Annotated in this window: 9 protein-coding genes; 2 read left to right on the forward strand and 7 right to left on the reverse strand. The window is 71.3% G+C overall.

What is annotated here, in order from left to right; translation table 11 throughout:
- Positions 1-56 precede the first annotated feature (56 nt).
- The 7 genes from ACFO3J_RS10855 to ACFO3J_RS10885 all read right to left on the reverse strand — a co-directional run bounded on the left by ACFO3J_RS10855 (position 57) and on the right by ACFO3J_RS10885 (position 11694).
- Positions 57-2336, reverse strand: coding sequence for an RICIN domain-containing protein (locus ACFO3J_RS10855; RefSeq protein WP_386428539.1), 2280 nt, complete (start codon positions 2334-2336; stop codon positions 57-59).
- A 151-nt stretch (positions 2337-2487) separates the two neighbouring features.
- On the reverse strand, positions 2488-3324 hold the full coding sequence (locus ACFO3J_RS10860; protein WP_386428541.1) for an undecaprenyl-diphosphate phosphatase: 837 nt from the start codon (positions 3322-3324) through the stop codon (positions 2488-2490).
- 147 nt (positions 3325-3471) lie between these two features.
- A complete protein-coding gene (locus tag ACFO3J_RS10865) occupies positions 3472-5256 on the reverse strand; it encodes a carbohydrate binding domain-containing protein (RefSeq protein WP_386428544.1) in 1785 nt (594 codons plus the stop codon).
- A gap of 143 nt (positions 5257-5399) precedes the next feature.
- A complete protein-coding gene (locus ACFO3J_RS10870; RefSeq protein ID WP_386428547.1) occupies positions 5400-6794 on the reverse strand; it encodes a S53 family peptidase in 1395 nt (464 codons plus the stop codon).
- A gap of 183 nt (positions 6795-6977) precedes the next feature.
- Positions 6978-7877: an ABC transporter permease gene (locus tag ACFO3J_RS10875; protein WP_386428549.1), complete on the reverse strand. Its 900-nt coding sequence runs from the start codon at positions 7875-7877 to the stop codon at positions 6978-6980.
- Entirely contained in the window at positions 7874-10618 is a 2745-nt protein-coding gene (locus ACFO3J_RS10880) for an alpha/beta fold hydrolase (protein WP_386428551.1), read from the reverse strand. Before ACFO3J_RS10880 ends, ACFO3J_RS10875 begins: the two co-directional genes overlap by 4 nt.
- Positions 10619-11010: 392 nt before the next feature.
- On the reverse strand, positions 11011-11694 hold the full coding sequence (locus tag ACFO3J_RS10885) for an LAETG motif-containing sortase-dependent surface protein (protein ID WP_386428553.1): 684 nt from the start codon (positions 11692-11694) through the stop codon (positions 11011-11013).
- Between the two features lie 202 nt (positions 11695-11896).
- Here ACFO3J_RS10885 and ACFO3J_RS10890 point away from each other — a divergent pair, with 202 nt between their 5' ends.
- Both ACFO3J_RS10890 and ACFO3J_RS10895 read left to right on the forward strand, forming a co-directional pair.
- Entirely contained in the window at positions 11897-12559 is a 663-nt protein-coding gene (locus ACFO3J_RS10890; RefSeq protein WP_386428556.1) for a hypothetical protein, read from the forward strand.
- A gap of 237 nt (positions 12560-12796) precedes the next feature.
- Entirely contained in the window at positions 12797-15766 is a 2970-nt protein-coding gene (locus ACFO3J_RS10895; RefSeq protein ID WP_386428558.1) for a discoidin domain-containing protein, read from the forward strand.
- Positions 15767-15769 lie beyond the last annotated feature (3 nt).

Raw genomic sequence — 15769 nt, forward strand, 5'->3', positions numbered from 1 at the left:
TGTGTCGGGGGAAGCGCATCGGGATCGTCACGGGCGGATAGCCCGCCCGCGCCGTGTTACGGGTAGCTGACGAGATCGGCCACGTTGTGGCTCGCCGTCACCTGACCGCCGGAGTTGTCGATGATGTGGTTGATGGTGCCGGCCCCGCCGAGCACCGTGGTGACCATGCTGTGGAACTTCACCCCGGCCGCGGTGGGCACCTCGATGGCGTGGCCGAGCACCAGGGACGGGTTGTCGCGGAGGTAGGCGTAGACACCGACGCCCCAGGCCTCGTGCGAGGTGACCGTGTTGGCGACCTTGTACGACGCGTAGCCGAGGTCGCCGCCGCTGGTCGTCCAGCTCCCCTGGTCGGGCACGTCGTAGGGGGTCTCGCTCTGGTAGAAGTACGTGCGGCCGCCGTTGCCGTTCCAGGTGGTCTGGTACTTCTCGTAGTGCTCGACGGCGAGACCGTACATGGTCACGTTCGCGCCGTTGACGACCAGCCCCTGGGCGGCCGGGTTGGTGTTCCAGCCCACGCCGTTGGAGTGGTCGCCGCGCCACAGCCACAGGTCGTCGCCGATGACGTTGGCGCTGTTGACCACCAGCGTCGTGGTCGCCTTGCCGGCGATGTCACCGCCGACCCGGAAGAACACGTCCTGCAGGACCGTGGGGTCGGTGGCGTGGCTCGCGGTGGCACCGGTCGGGCCGACCTGCATCAGGACGGCGGAGTTGGTGGTGTTGGCGCTGATCAGCAGGCCGGCGATGTCGATGCCGTCGACGTCGGCGGTGGTGATCGCGGTGACGCCGTTGTCCGGCACCAGGGTGGCCAGGCCGAGACCGAGCACCACCGTGTCCGGGCGGGTGATGTTGAGCGCGGTCGACAGGTGGTAGACGCCCGGGGTGACGATCAGGTTCTTGCCCGCGGCGAGCGCGGCGTTGATCGTGGTGGCGGTGTCACCGGGCTTGACGATGTAGAACTGGCCGATCGGCAGCGACGCCCCGGCCGGGGTGCCGTTGGTCCAGTCGGGGCCCTGGGCGTTGGTGCGCAGCGCCGGGACGAACACCTGCCAGTTCCCCGCGGAGTCGACGTAGATGAACGGCTTCTCCTTGGAGACCGGGCTCTGCGCGACCGTGGTGTAGGGCGGGCTGGGGAAGCTGGTCGCCGGGGCGTTGGTGTCGCCGACGAAGACCATGTTCCAGTTCTGGCCGTTCCAGCCGCCGTTCATCGCCGTGTTCTTGGTGATGAACTGCTGCTGGGTGCCGGAGCTGATCGTCCCGGAGACCCGGGAGTCGCCGATGTAGCCGCCGCTGGACCAGTTGCCCGAGCTGCCGTGGGTGTTGTCGTACAGCAGCATCCCGCCGTGCACGTCCATCCGCCGGAACGGGTCGGCCTGCGAGACCGCCCACATGGTGCTGCCGGAGCTGGGGGTCACCGACATGTTCTCGACGTCGCGCCAGAAGTTCTGGGTGGCGTTGCCGTCACTGGTGTGGCCGGCGACGTGCACGCCGCCACCGGTGATCGACACGTCGTCCGGGGACAGGCCGAGCCCGGAGACCTGGGTGTTGTAGCCGACCGGGATGTCGACGTTGTACGTGCCGGGCCGGAAGAGCAGGGCGTTGCGCTGGGTGCCGAACTCGTTGCCCACCTGGGCGTTGTAGACCGAGGTGACCTTCGACTGGATCGACGCGGCCGACATCGAGGGGTCGAAGACCGTCACGTTGGGGCCGAAGTCCGGCGTGGTGCCGGGCGGCGGGCTGGTCGGCGGCGGGGTGGTGCCGCCCGTGCTGCCGCTGATGGTGAACGACTGCGCTGCGGTGCCGTTGCAGGTGTACTGCTCCAGCTGGACGCTGTCCGCGGTGGACGCGCCCGGCACGTCGAGGCACTTGCCGCTGTTGCGGTTGACGAAGTGGAAGGCGCCGCTGGACTCGGCGACCGGCTGCCACTGCTGGTTGGAGCCGCCGCCGTACAGCCACAGCTGGGTGAGCGCGCCGTCGGCGGTGGACACACCGGTCTCGTCCCAGACCTGGCTCGGCGCGGTGGAGACGCCGACCCGGTAGTAGCCGCTGTCGGTGGCGGTGAACTGCCAGGACTGCGCGGCGGACCCGTTGCAGGTGTACTGCTGCACCGCGGTGGCGTTGGCCGTGGCGGCGGCGCGGGCGTCCACGCACTTGCCGCTGCCGACGTTGGTGACGGTGGCCGGGGCGGTGGGAATGGTCGCGGCGCCCGCGCCGGAGGCGGAGACCAGCGCGATGCAGGCGGACACCGGAAGCGCGACGGCCGCCACGATGGCGGCTGCGCGTCTGCGGTGGCGTGGGGGGCGGATGAGCGTGCCGGACACTGCTGGTACCGGGGTCACACGTGTCTCCTCAGTCGCGTTGTGGGGTCGCGATGCGGTCTGGACGCTAGGCGCCGCCCGCCGAAGGAGTCAATACACATCAAAAAATAAGTCGTGAACTATGCAGTCGGGATCTTCGCGCCGAACTCCGTGTGCCGGAACTCCGCGCGGGTCAGGCGCTGATGGTGTTGGTCGCCAGCAGCCCGATCACGATCACTCCGATGACGATCCGGTAGATCACGAAGGCGTTGAAGGAGTGCTTGGCGATATAGCGCAGCAGCCAGGCGATGGAGGCGTAGGCGACGACGAAGGACACCAGGGTGCCGACGGCGAGCGCGGGCACGCCGACGCTCCCGCTGGTGGCGTCCTTGAGCTCGTACAGTCCGGCGCCGGTGAGGGCGGGCAGGCCGAGGAAGAACGACAGACGGGTCGCGGCCATCCGGTCCAGGTCGCGGACCAGGGCGGTGGAGATGGTGGCGCCGGAGCGCGAGAAGCCGGGGAAGAGCAGCGCCAGGATCTGCGAGGTCCCGACGATCATGGCGTCGCGCAGCGTGACCTGGTCCTCACCGCGCTTGAAGCGTGCCATCTGCTCGGCGCACCAGATGACGACGCTGCCGCCGATGAGGGAGAAGGCGACCACCCACAGCGAGCCGAGCGGGCCGTCGATCAGCGGCTTGGCGGCCAGACCGACGATCACGATCGGGACCGTGGCGTAGATCACCCACCAGGTGAATTTGTAGTCGTGGTTCTCGCGCTCCTCCTTGTTCCGCAGTCCGCGCAGCCAGGCGCCGACGAACCGGGCGATGTCCCGGAAGAAGTAGACGAAGACGGCGGCGATGGCGCCCACCTGGATCACCGCGGTGAAGGCGACCACGGCGTCGTCGTCGACCGGGATGTTCATCAATCCCTCGGCCACCTTGAGGTGGCCGGTGGAGGAGACCGGCAGGAACTCGGTCACTCCCTCCACTATGCCGAGAATGACGGCTTGGCCGACGCCGATGGCACTCATTGGGTGTTCCCGTCCCCTGGTGTCTTCCGATGTGAACGGGCCGGGCATGCCTCGCGGGGCATACCCGGCCCGTTCCGACTACATTCGCGTAGACGCTCGGGGAAACTCTAGAGGATGCTGCGGTCGGCTATTCAGCCGGGTCGATGGTCAGGCTATCGAGAAATCATCACCGTAGACCGCGCTCTGCCCGTACCAGCCGTGCAGGTAGACGGTCACCGTGCCGCTGGCGCCGGTGGTGAAGGGGACCGTGAGCTTGGTCCAGGCCGTCCCGGAGGTCCAGGTGCTGGCGGTGGCGCCGCCGCTGACCCCGACGTACGAGTAGGGGCCCTGCACCCAGGCGGTCAGGGTGTACGCGTGGTTGGCCTGGAGGGCCACCGACTGGTCGCACTCCCCGGTCTGCGAGGAGGACGGCACGACATGCAGCGCGTGGGTGCCGGCGTGCGCCGGGGTGGCGACCACGCCGCCACCGGGCTGGCAGGTCCACGGCGTCAGGCTGCCGGTCTCGAAGCCGCCGTTGACGATGCCGCTGCCCGGGTTGCCGCCGGTACCGCCGGTGATCGTCAGCGCGTAGGTCGCCGAGTGGGCACCGGAGGCCGCCGAGCCGTTCACGGTCAGGCTGTACGTGCCGGGCGCCGCGGAAGCGGTGGTGGCGACCGACAAGGTGGCGCTGCCACCCGCGGTGACCGAGCCGGGGCTGACCGTGGCGGTGACGCCGGCCGGGGCGCCGCTCACCGAGAGGCCGACCGACTGGGCAGCGCCCGAGGCGACCGCGGTGTGGATGGTGGAGGTGGCGGAGCCGCCGGGTGCGACCGACCCGGAGGACGGGGACAGCGACACCGAGAAGTCGTTGGTCGGCGGGGTGGTGGTGCCACCGCCGGTGAACGGTTCGAAGATGTGGCTGAACTGCCAGGTGGTCTGCGGCGTGCCCGAGCAGGAGTCGGAGCCGCCGGTGCCGTTGCAGTTGCCGTTGTCGCGCTGGAGCGCCCAGAAGGACAGGGTGTTGACGCCCTTGCTGACCGCCCAGTTGTAGACGGTGGTGGCGTTGGCGGTGGTGAAGGTCTCGGCCGGCCCGTAGTCGTCGATGCCGGGCATCTCGATGATGCCGGTCATGCCCCACAGCTGGGCGTCGGTCTTCGACGGGTAGAGCTGGGCGAGCTGGTTGTGCAGACCGGTGATCGCGGTCTGGGTGTCGGTCGCCATGTTGTGCGTGGCGCCGTCGTAGTAGTCGAACGTCATCAGGTTGACGACGTTGAGGTTGACGCCGTTGGACACCGCGTTCTGCAGGATCGCCAGGCCGCTGCCGGAGCCGACCGAGCCGGTGGTCAGCCCGCTCGTGGTGGTCGGCAGGGTGTAGGAGAACTGGATCGGGCGGCCGTTGGCGGCGGCCCAGTCCTGGACGATCTTGACCGCTTTGTTGCGGCGGTCGATGCCGGCGGCGTTGGTCAGCGAGTTGTCCTCGATGTCCAGGTCGATCCGGCTGATGTCGTAGGTGGTGATGACGTTCTCGTAGGCCGCGGCTATGGAGTTGACATTGGTGCAGCTGTCCGCGATCTCGGTGCCGCTGTTGTCGGCCGCGTAACCGCCGAAGGACGGGATGACGTTACCGCCGCCCGCCTGGATGCTGTCGATGTCGCTGCCGAAGTTGGCCTGGCTGATCGGCATGCCGCTGTCGCCGTTCCAGTACGGCGTGCAGGAACCGACCGACGGGGTCTGGATGAAGGCCATCGTCAGGTACTTGTTGCCGGAGGCCGAGGCCAGTCCGGACAGGCTGTCGCCGTTGTACGCCTCGAAATAGGGGGCGAAGACGTGGGTGGGCAGGGCGGTGGCGGCCTGGGCGGTGCCGCTCCCGGTCAGGGCGAGCCCTGCCGCTGCCACAGCGGTGACGAGCCCGGTGACAAGGGCGCGGAAAGGTCTGCGAACGGGTCCGGTCATGGACCGCGCTCCCTTCGACGGTGGGGGGGACGCATTTGGTCTGGACCAATATGCGGCTCTGGGCCACCCAACTGTCAAGAGCCCTAACAGATATCGCGGCTGGACCGACCGGCCTCCCGCGTGCCCGGGCGGCCGGAAACCGGTCAGTGCGGCCGGGCGGCCCGCGCCAGCGCCGGGACGAACCGCGCCGCGTCCAGGGAGCCGACCCCGGTGGCCATGTCGTAGCCCTTGACCGCGGGGTAACCGGTCACGCCGTCATAGGAGTTGTCGGTACCGTCCTGGACGTCGACGATCCCGGTGAGCCGGCTCTCGCCCCGGGACAGCGCGTAGAGCGCCTGGTGGATGTCGCCCACCCGGCGGCCGCCGAACTGGTCGGCCAGCGCCACGACGCCCGAGAAGAGCGGACTCGCCTCGCTCGTACCGCCGTAGACGTCCCAGCCGACCGCCGTCGGGTCGTAGCTGGAGTACACCCAGGCGCCGCCGTCCACCGCGGCCGCCATCGAGATGTCGGGGGTGCCGCGGCGGTCGCCGACCACGTCCTTCACCCCGTTCTGGTACGCGGGCCGGGCGAAGACGTGCGACTGGCCGCCACCGCCGGCTCCGTAGTCGTTGTACACGCTGTCCGGCGCGGTCCGGTCGCCGCTGTCGTCCAGATGCAGCTGGGTGCCGCCGATCGAGGTGACCAGCGGGTCGGCGGACGGCCAGGAGTTCACCCGGTACGGGTAGTCGCCGCCGCCGTCCGCGGTCGCGTCGGTCGCGCCGCCGTCTCCGGACGAGGCCAGCACCGTCACATCGTGCCGCCGCGCGTCCTCGAAGGCGTACCTCAGCTTCCCGATGCTGGAGAAGTCGCCGCGGTCGAAACCGGGGAAGGTGTTCTCGGTGGCCCCGAAACTCTGCGTGATGACGTCGCCCACGCCGCGGTCGATCATGGACTTCTCGGCGTCCATCATCTCCGGCAGCCCGGTGACGCCCTCGGTCTCGGCGACGCCGGTCTCCACCAGCACGATGCGGGCGCCGGGCGCGACGGCGTGCGCCATCTGCACGTCCAGCGTGCTCTCACCGGCCCAGCCGGCCTGGTCGGCGTCGGTCGGGTCGAACGGCGGTACGTCGCCCCACTTCAGCACCTCCACCCGGGTGCTGGGGAGGCCGAACTGCTCGCTGTAGACGTCCAGGTCGTGCTGGATCGTCGGCGAGCCGAAGGAGTCCACGATCACGATGGTGCGGCCCTCGCCGGTGACGCCGGCCCGGTAGAGCGGCTCCAGGTCGTAGGCCCGGCGGTACTGCAGGGGCGTGTAGCAGTTGATGCCCCAGGTGGCCCGGCACTGCTCGTCGCTCAGCGGACGGTCGGCGCCCTTGACCAGCCGGTGCCCGACGACGGCGGGCACCGGCCCGACCGCCGGCCCCGCGGCGGAGGACCCGGCGGCGGAAGACCCGGTGGCCGCCCCGGTGAACGGAGCGGCGATCAGGGCGGCGGCCGTCAGGGCGGTGGCCCCGGCCGCGGCGACCGCGGCGCGTGGCCGCCGACGAGGTGTGCGCATGGACTCTCCTCGGGTGGAGCTCTCCTCGTGCGGCGTGCGACCGCACGGAGCGGCTGACCGGAAAACCGTCGATAGATGGTGCCCGGGACACGGGAGTCCGACGTCCGCCGCCGCGTGCTCTACCCGATCGGCCGATCCTTGCCTTTCCCTTCCACGGCCATGACACGAGGGTGGCTCGGAACCTCAGGACACGATGTCCTTGGTGCGGAAGCCGCGGAAGGCGAGCGCGGTCAGCACCACCGCGTACGACACCGAGACCGAGGCGCCCTGGATCATCCCGGTCCAGTCCATCGTCGGCTGCACCGCGTCCAGCCAGGAGAACTGCCAGTGGGCCGGCAGCACGTCCCGCCAGGAGCCGAGCGCGGTCACCGCGTCCAGCACATTGCCGACGATGGTCAGCCCGACCGCGCCGCCCACCGCGCCCAGCGGCGCGTCGGTGACGGTGGACAGCCAGAAGGCCAGCGCGGCGGTGACGAGTTGGCTGACGAAGATGTACGCCACCACGACCGCGACCCGGGGCAGCGCGCTGCCGGCCGCCAGCGATCCCCCGGTGGGCAGTCGCAGATCGCCCCAGCCGTAGGCGACGGTGCCGGCCACCAGGGCGACGGCCGGCAGCAGGACCAGCGCGACCGCGCTGAAGCCGAGCGCCACCGTGAGCTTGACCGCCAGCAGCCGGGCCCGCGGCACCGGCGCCGCCAGCAGATAGCGCAGGCTGGACCAGCCGGCCTCGGAGGCCACCGTGTCGCCGCAGAACAGCGCGACCGGCACCACCAGGACGAAGCCGGCCGAGACGAACAGGCAGGTCGCGGTGAAATTGGCGCCCGAGGCGGTGGCGGTGTCGATCAGCGTCGGGCCGTTGCGCCCGTCGGAGGGGGTGCCGCCGATCGCGAAGGCCGCCATCAGGATGAACGGCAGCGCGGCCAGCAGCGCGCCCACGATGATCGTCCGCCGTCTGCGCAGCTGGCGGCGGGTCTCGACCCGCAGCCGCAGGGTCCGGCCGGGACGGTAGCCGGGCGCGGTGGCCGACTCCCGCGCCAGGGCGGGGACGGGCGCCGGCCCCGGTACGGGTGCGGTGGTGCTCATGCCGAGCCTCCGATCAGGGTCAGGAAGGCGTCCTCCAGGCGGCGGTGCGGCCCGATCCGGTCCACCGGCACCTCCAGGCGGACGAGTTCGGCCACCAGTCGGGGCGCGGTCATCCCGTCGAGCACCGCCAGCAGCCCGTCCTCCTCGCGTACCGCGTTCGCCACCCCGGGCAGCGCGGCCACCGTGTCCACCACGAGTTGCGAGACCCCGCCCTCGACACCGATCAGTACGGTGTCGGCGGAGCCGATGATGTCGGCGACCGGCCCGGAGGTGATCAGCCGCCCGCGGTCCATCACCACCAGATGCGTACAGGTCTGCTCGACCTCGGCCAGCAGATGGCTGGAGACGATGACGGTACGGCCGGCCGCGGCGTAGCGGATCAGCACCTCGCGCATCTCGCGGATCTGCGGCGGGTCCAGGCCGTTGGTCGGCTCGTCCAGGATCAGCAGGTCGGGCAGGCCCAGCATGGCCTGGGCGATGGCCAGCCGCTGGCGCATGCCCTGGGAGTACGTCCGCACCGCGCGTCCGAGCGCGTCGCCGAGGCCGGCGATCTCCAGTGCCTCGGCCAGGTGGGCGTCCCGCTCGGGGCGGCCGGTGGCCTGCCAGTACAGCTCGAGATTGGCGCGGCCGGTCAGGTGCGGCAGGAAGCCGGCGCCCTCCACGAAGGCGCCGACCCGGGACAGGACGGGCGCGCCCGGCCGAACCGCCTCGCCGAAGATCCTGATCTCGCCCTCGTCGGGGCGGATCAGGCCCATCAGCATCCGCAGGGTGGTGGTCTTGCCGGCGCCGTTGGGACCGAGCAGCCCGAGCACCTGGCCGGGTTCGACCCGGAAGGACAGGTCCCGCACCGCGTAGCGGTCGGCGGACTTGGCGTAGCGCTTGCTCAGCCCGTCGATCCGCAGCGGCACCGCGGCCAGCGCCGGGTCGGCGGGGCGGGGCCTGGTGCGGCTACGGCCGGTGAGCAGCAGCGCCGCCGCGACCGCCAGCGCGATCAGCGGCAGCGCCCAGGCCCACCAGGGCAGCGGCGGCGCGGCGGCGGTCAGCGCGGTGTCGGTGGGCACGCTCAGGATGGGGGCGGCCAGCGCGATCGTGATGACGGCCGGCGCGGCCGGGGAGGCATAGCCGAGGTCGGTGGTGGACAGCACCACGCGCAAGCGGTGACCGGCGGGGAAGTCGTGGTCCACGGCCGGGAGTTGGACCCGTACGGTGCTGCCCCGCGGCGATCCGGCCACCCGGACGGGGGCGGCGAGCGAGTCCGGCAGCGTCTGCTTCCCGTCGGGGCCGACGTCGTAGAGCTTGGCGAAGAGCACCGCGTCGGGCGCGTCGGTGCTGACCTGCACGCTGACCGAGGGCGCCCCGGTGAGGGTGACACCGTGGGGCAGCGGGGCGGACTGGAAGCTCGCGAACTGGCCGGGGAAGTCGGTGGCCAGGCCGGCACCGAGATCGGAGAGCTGGCTGAGGGCGCCGCTGCCGGGCACCGCCGAGATGGCCGGCGGGGCGCCGCCGGCCGGGTTGACCACGGGCTGCGGGCGGCCGGTCAGCGCGATCCGGCGGGTGGCGCTGCCCTGGAGCCCGGGGTAGCCGCTGCCGGTCGCGCCGCGCAGCACGACGCTGCCGTCGCTGGCGTTCAGACCCGTGGCGCGGGTGACGCGGAAGGCCGGTCCGGTGCTGACGCCGGTGTCTCCCTTGAGGTAGTGGTCGAACCAGTCGGTGACCCGGCCGTCGATCCGGGCGTCCTCGGTGTCGCCGCCGTCGTGACCGCCGGCGATCCAGTCCACCGCCACCGGTGCGCCGTTCGCCTTGATCGCCTCGGCCGTGGCGTCGGACTGGGCGAGGGTGAACAGCGAGTCGGTCTGGCCCTGGACGATCAGCGCGGGCACCTTGATACGGCCGGCGACCGCGGACGGGCTGAGCGCGGCGAGCTGGGCCCGGGCGGCGGCGTCGGGCTTTCCGGCCTGGGCGACCCGCTGGTAGAGGGCGCAGACGGCGGGTTCGAACCGGCCGCACAGCGGGTTCGCGTTGGGGCCCGCGGCGGGCGCGCCGCTGCCGGTGCCGGACGGGGTGCTGGGAGCGCCGGGGGCCGTCGCCGGGGTCTTGCCGCTCCCGGCCGAGGAGTCGGGCAGCGGCGCGGCGCCGCTGGAGAAGAAGATGCCGGCCCACAGCTTCTTGTAGACGTCGTCGGGGAACAGCGCGTCGGCGAGGTTCCAGTACGTCTCGCGGGGCGCGATGGCGTCCACCCGGTGGTCGTAGCCGGCCGCGAGCAGCGAGATCGCGCCGCCGTAGGACGTACCGGAGATTCCGACCCGGGGGTCGCCCGGCGCGTCCAGCCGGACCTCGGGGCGGGTGGCGAGCCAGTCGATGAGCTTGCTGACGTCGGCGACCTCGCCGCCCGCCGCGTTGAGCCCGATCCGGCCGCCGGAGTGGCCGAAGCCGCGGGCCGACCAGGTCAGGACCGCGTAGCCGTGCCGGGCGAGGTCCTCGGCCTGGCCGCGCACATCGTCCTTGCTGCCGCCGAACCCATGGCCGAGCAGCACGGCGGGCCTGCGGCCGGAGCCGCCGGCGGTGAAGTAGGAGGTGTCCAGGGATACTCCCCCGGCCCCTGCGATCATGGCGTCACTGCGGTGGACGCCCGGACCGCCGGCCGCCCTGGCGGTCCCCACCGCGACCGACCCGGCCACCAGCACCGCGAGCGCCCCGGCCCCGGCCAACCACCGCCTGCGCCGCGGCCATCGAAGATCCATCCCTCGATCCTAGGGGGGCATCGTCGTCCGGCCCGCGACGGGGCCCGGTTTCCCCGGGATTTCCCAGACTCCTGGCGTGTCGTGCGGACCCGGCGGCGCTATTCGTTCCGGATGTTTTTCCGGGGCAGCTGACGAGGAATCGACAAGTCGACCGGACGGGTCGATTCCCCGGAAGTGGACAAGGGCCAAAGACGATCAGCGCGATGATCAACCGGGGCCGCACGGGCATTCGCGCGAAATGACACTGCGGCGTTCGGCTGCGGACCATGGAGAGACCCATGGAGAAGGGCCCGTACCGGCGCGGTACGGACCCTTCTCCCGGTCGGCCGAATCGCCGGCGCGCTGGCGGCGGAGCCGCGAACGGCTTTCGGCGGACGGTTCTCGGCGGACGCTCAGCGGTGGGACGAGGAGCGGCGCCTGCGGGTGAACACCAGCGCTCCGGCGCCGACGACCACCGCGGCCACGGCGATACCGGCGATCATCGGGGTGTCGCTGGAACTACCGGTTTCGGCCAGATCCCCGCCGGCCGCCGCGGAGCTGCTCGCCTGGACCACCGGAGCGTTGGTGGTCGGGGGCGCGGTGGTCGGGGCGGTGGCGGGCGGGGTGGTGGTTCCACTCGGCGGCGCGGGGGTGGTGGTCGCGGTCGTCGGCGGGGTGCTGGTGGGCGCGGTGGTGGGGGGAGTCGTGGGCGCGGTGGTCGGCGGCGGCGTGGTCGGCGGCTTCTCGCACGGCTCGGCGGTCTTGCGCTGGTCGATGTCGTACTTACTGCTGTCGCCGGCCTTCACCACCAGGTGCAGGGTGATGGCGGCGGTGTGGTCGGGCAGCGGGCCCGAGAACTCGTAACCGCTGCCGAAGGAGTCCTTCGACGCCAGGACGCCGCCGCCGTCGACCGAGACCGTCACCGAGTTGGTGGCGCGGGCGTTGTAGTCCTTCAGATGCACCGACACGGTGTCGCAGCCAACCGACCAGACGCCGGAGTGCGCGGCGGCGGGAACGGCGAGGATGCCGGCCCCGGCCAGTGCGGCCATTGCGGCGCCGGCTATCACCGCCGATCTTCCACGGTTTTGACGCGTCATTCTCATGAATCCTCCTTGTGTTTCCGGAACTTTCCGGGCGAGGCCCCCGTCCGCCTGGATATGCGCGAGACCGGGACCGTACACCTTGATCGATTCCGGCATTGCACCGGGCCTCCCATTCGTGAAGTCGGCTCTATTCGCCGGGTAATTCGGATCTTGGCAAGGTGATCCCCTGTCGGTGCCCGGCAGTAGAGTCCGCGGTATGACGAAGGCGCTTTCGGCAGCTCAGCGGGGGGCGGTGGCCGATGCCGAGCCGGCCACCGGCCGGCTGTCGGCGCGCCCGGCGGTCTGCGCGGCCCTGGTCGCGGCCGGCCTGGCCGCGCCGCACGGACGAGGCGGCCACCACTCCTACTACCTGACGACCGAAGGGCGTCGGCTGCGCGCCGAGTTGGCGGCGGCGTCAGGGGAGGCACCGGACGGGCAGCCGGGCGGCACGCCGCCCCCGCCGGCCCCGGGCACCGGCTTCGTCGCCGACGACGGTACGGGCGACGCGCCGCCGTCCGGCCGCGGGGCGCGACGGGCCGCGGAGGTCGCCGCGGCCTGGGAGAGCCTCCTCCGGATCCGCGCGCTGCTGCTCGACGGGGTGACGGACGTACCGGCCCCGTGGGAGCGCGAACGCTGCGTGCACTGCGTCGCGTTGGCGCTGGAGGCCGCGAACTGCCCGCCCGCGGGCCCGGATTCGCCCGGCTACCGGGTGACCGCCGCCCCGGAGCGCGGGATGGCCGAAATCCGCTGGTCCGTGCCCGGCCCCGCCGCGGACGCGCTTGCCCGGTGCGCGGATCTCCTCGGTTCCCGCGGCTGGCAGTGCACCCGGCACCGCACCCGCGAGGGGCACTCCTATCTGGTGGTCTCGCCCCGCCGCTGACCGCCGGCCCGCCCCGCGACCTGGACCCGGCCGTCCCCTGATCCCCCGCACGCAACCTGTGTCGTGGAATCTCTGTTTTCAAGAACGTCTATGACGGGCAGGTGTCGCGGATATTGCGAAGAACCATCGCTGTTTTGCGCAGACTCATGGACTTACTGCGGCCACGCTCGTAGTCTCTCCACGCCTGGCCGGGTGCTCAACCCTCCCCTCACCCCCGACCCGCAAGGACGTGTGCCTGTGTCGCACTCACCTCGCAGTGATGACCGAAGTCCCCAACCACACCGCCGGAACGGACGACGCGGCTTCGCCGCCGTCGTCTCGTTCGCCGTCGCCGCAGCGGCGGCGCTGACCGCTGTGACGCTGGCGGGCGCTCCCACCGCCAGTGCGGCGGGTGTGCCCGCGCCTTCGCCGATCGGGATCTCCGGGCGGGGCGCGAACGTGCCGTTCACGGAGCAGGAGGCGGAGTACGCCGCCACCAACGGCACGCTGATCGGTCCGGACCGGCTCTACGGCCACCTGCCCTCCGAGGCGTCCGGCCGGCAGGCCGTCACCCTCAGCGGGGCCGGGCAGTACGTCGAGTTCACCCTGACCAAGCCCGCCAACGCGATGTCGCTGCGCTACAGCCTGCCGGACACCTCGGACGGCAAGGGCCGCGACGCCACCCTGAGCGTGCTGGCCAACGGCGCGGCGGTCAGGACGCTGCCGGTCACCTCGCGCTACAGCTGGTACTACGGCGGCTACCCGTTCAACAACAACCCGGGTGACACCAACCCGCACCACATGTACGACGAGGCCCGGACCATGTTCGGGACCAGCTACCCCGCCGGCACCAAGATCCGCGTGCAGGTGACCTCGACCGCCCAGTCCCCCACCTTCACCATCGACCTCGCCGACTTCGAGCAGGTCGCCGCCCCTATTACCCAGCCCGCCGGATCGATCAACGCCGTCACCGACTACGGCGTCGACCCCACCGGAGCCACCGACTCCACCGCCAGGATGCAGGCCGCCGTCAACGCCGGCCAGGCACAGGGCAAGGTCGTATACGTCCCCCAGGGCACCTACACCCTCTACGACCACGTGATCGTCGACGGCGTCACCGTCGCGGGCGCCGGCCCCTGGTACACCGTCTTCGGCGGCCGCGACCCGGTCAACCGCAGCCACGCGGCCGGCTTCTACGGCAAGTACGTATCCGGCGGCGGCTACGGCGGCGCGATCCGCCCGCAGGAGGCCGGCGGTCCGAGCCAGAACGTCACGCTCAAGGACTTCGCCATCATCGGCGACATCACCGAGCGGGTGGACGACGACCAGGTCAACGGCCTCGGCGGCGCCATGTCCAACTCCACCGTGGACGACCTGTGGATCCAGCACGTCAAGGTCGGCGCCTGGATGGACGGCCCGATGGACCACTTCACCATCAAGAACAGCCGCATCCTGGACACCACCGCCGACGGGGTCAACTTCCACTCCGGCGTGACCAACTCCACCGTCACCAACACCTTCGTGCGCAACGTCGGCGACGACGGTCTGGCCTCCTGGCCGGAGAAGGGCGCCAACGTCGGCGACAGCTTCGACCACGACACGGTCGTCCTGCCGATCCTGGCGAACAACATCGTCACGTACGGCGGCAAGGACTTCAATCTGTCCGACAACGTGATGGCGGACACCATCACCAACGGCGGCGGCCTGCACATCGCCAACCGCTACCCGGGCGTCAACGGCGGCGGCCCCAACGGGGTGTCGGGCACCATCACGGCGGCCCGCAACACCCTGATCCGGACCGGCAACAGCGACTACAACTGGCAGTTCGGCGTCGGCGCCATCTGGTTCGACGGCCTCCAGGGGCTGGTGAACGCCAATATCCAGATCAGTGACACCGACATCCTGGACAGCTCCTACGAGGCGATCCAGTCGATCGAGACCGGCGTCACCGGCGTCACCATGCGGAACGTCAACATCGACGGCGCGGGCACCTACGCCATCCAGGCGCAGGCCGCGGCGAACATGACCTTCATCAACGTCAAGGCCAAGAACATCGGCCAGGCGGCCACCCCGATCCACAACTGCGTCGGCAGCAGCCTGCAGATCACCGACGGCGGCGGCAACTCCGGCTGGAACACCGGCCAGACCTGCACCGGCACCTGGCCGGCGCCGATCTGGACCAACGGCGGTGTGCCCACCGGCGGCAGCGGCGGTACGACCGGTGGCGGCGGCACCACCCCGCCGACCACGCCTCCCACCACCCCGCCGACCACTCCCCCGACGACGCCTCCCACCACCCCGGCCAACGGCAACCTGGCGCAGGGCCACCCGGCCTCCGCGTCCTCCTCGGTGCAGAACTACGCACCGGCCAACGCGGTGGACGGCAACGCCAGTTCGTACTGGGAGTCCAACAGCAACGCCTTCCCGCAGACACTGACCGTCGACCTCGGCGCCAGCAAGTCCGTCGGCAAGGTCACTGTGAAGCTCCCGCCGTCCGCGGACTGGGCCACCCGTACCGAGACGCTGAGCGTCCTCGGCTCCACCGACAACAACACCTGGGCCACGCTGAAGTCTTCCAGCGCCGTCACCCTCAACCCGGCCTCGGGCAACACCGCGACGCTGACCTTCACCGCCGCCAACGCCCGCTACGTCCGGCTCAACATCACGGCCAACACCGGCTGGACCGCCGCCCAGCTGTCCGAGCTGGAGGTCTACGCGCCCGACGGCGGCTCGACCACCCCGCCGCCCACCACGCCCCCTCCGACCACTCCTCCGCCCACCACCCCGCCGCCCACCACTCCGCCGCCCACCGGCAACCCGAACCTGGCGCGCGGCGCGGCGGTCAGCGACACCGGCCACTCGGACGTCTACGTGGCGTCCAACACGGTGGACGGCAACGCCAGTTCCTACTGGGAGAGCACCAACAGCGCTTTCCCGCAGTCGCTGACGGTGGACCTCGGCTCGGCCAAGACCGTCGGCCGGCTGGTGCTGAAGCTCCCCGCGGGCTGGGGCAGCCGTACCGAGACCCTCTCGGTGCTCGGTTCGACGAACAACAGCGCCTACACCACGCTGAAGGCGTCGGCGGGTTACACCTTCGACCCGAACAGCGGGGACACCGTCACCGTCAGCCTGACCCCGGCCTCCACCCGGTACCTGCGGCTCACCTTCACCGCGAACACCGGCTGGCCCGCGGGCCAGCTCTCCGAGCTGGAGGCATACGCCTCCTGACCC

This window comes from Streptomyces polygonati (assembly GCF_042650325.1).
GTDB classification, from domain to species: domain Bacteria; phylum Actinomycetota; class Actinomycetes; order Streptomycetales; family Streptomycetaceae; genus Actinacidiphila; species Actinacidiphila polygonati.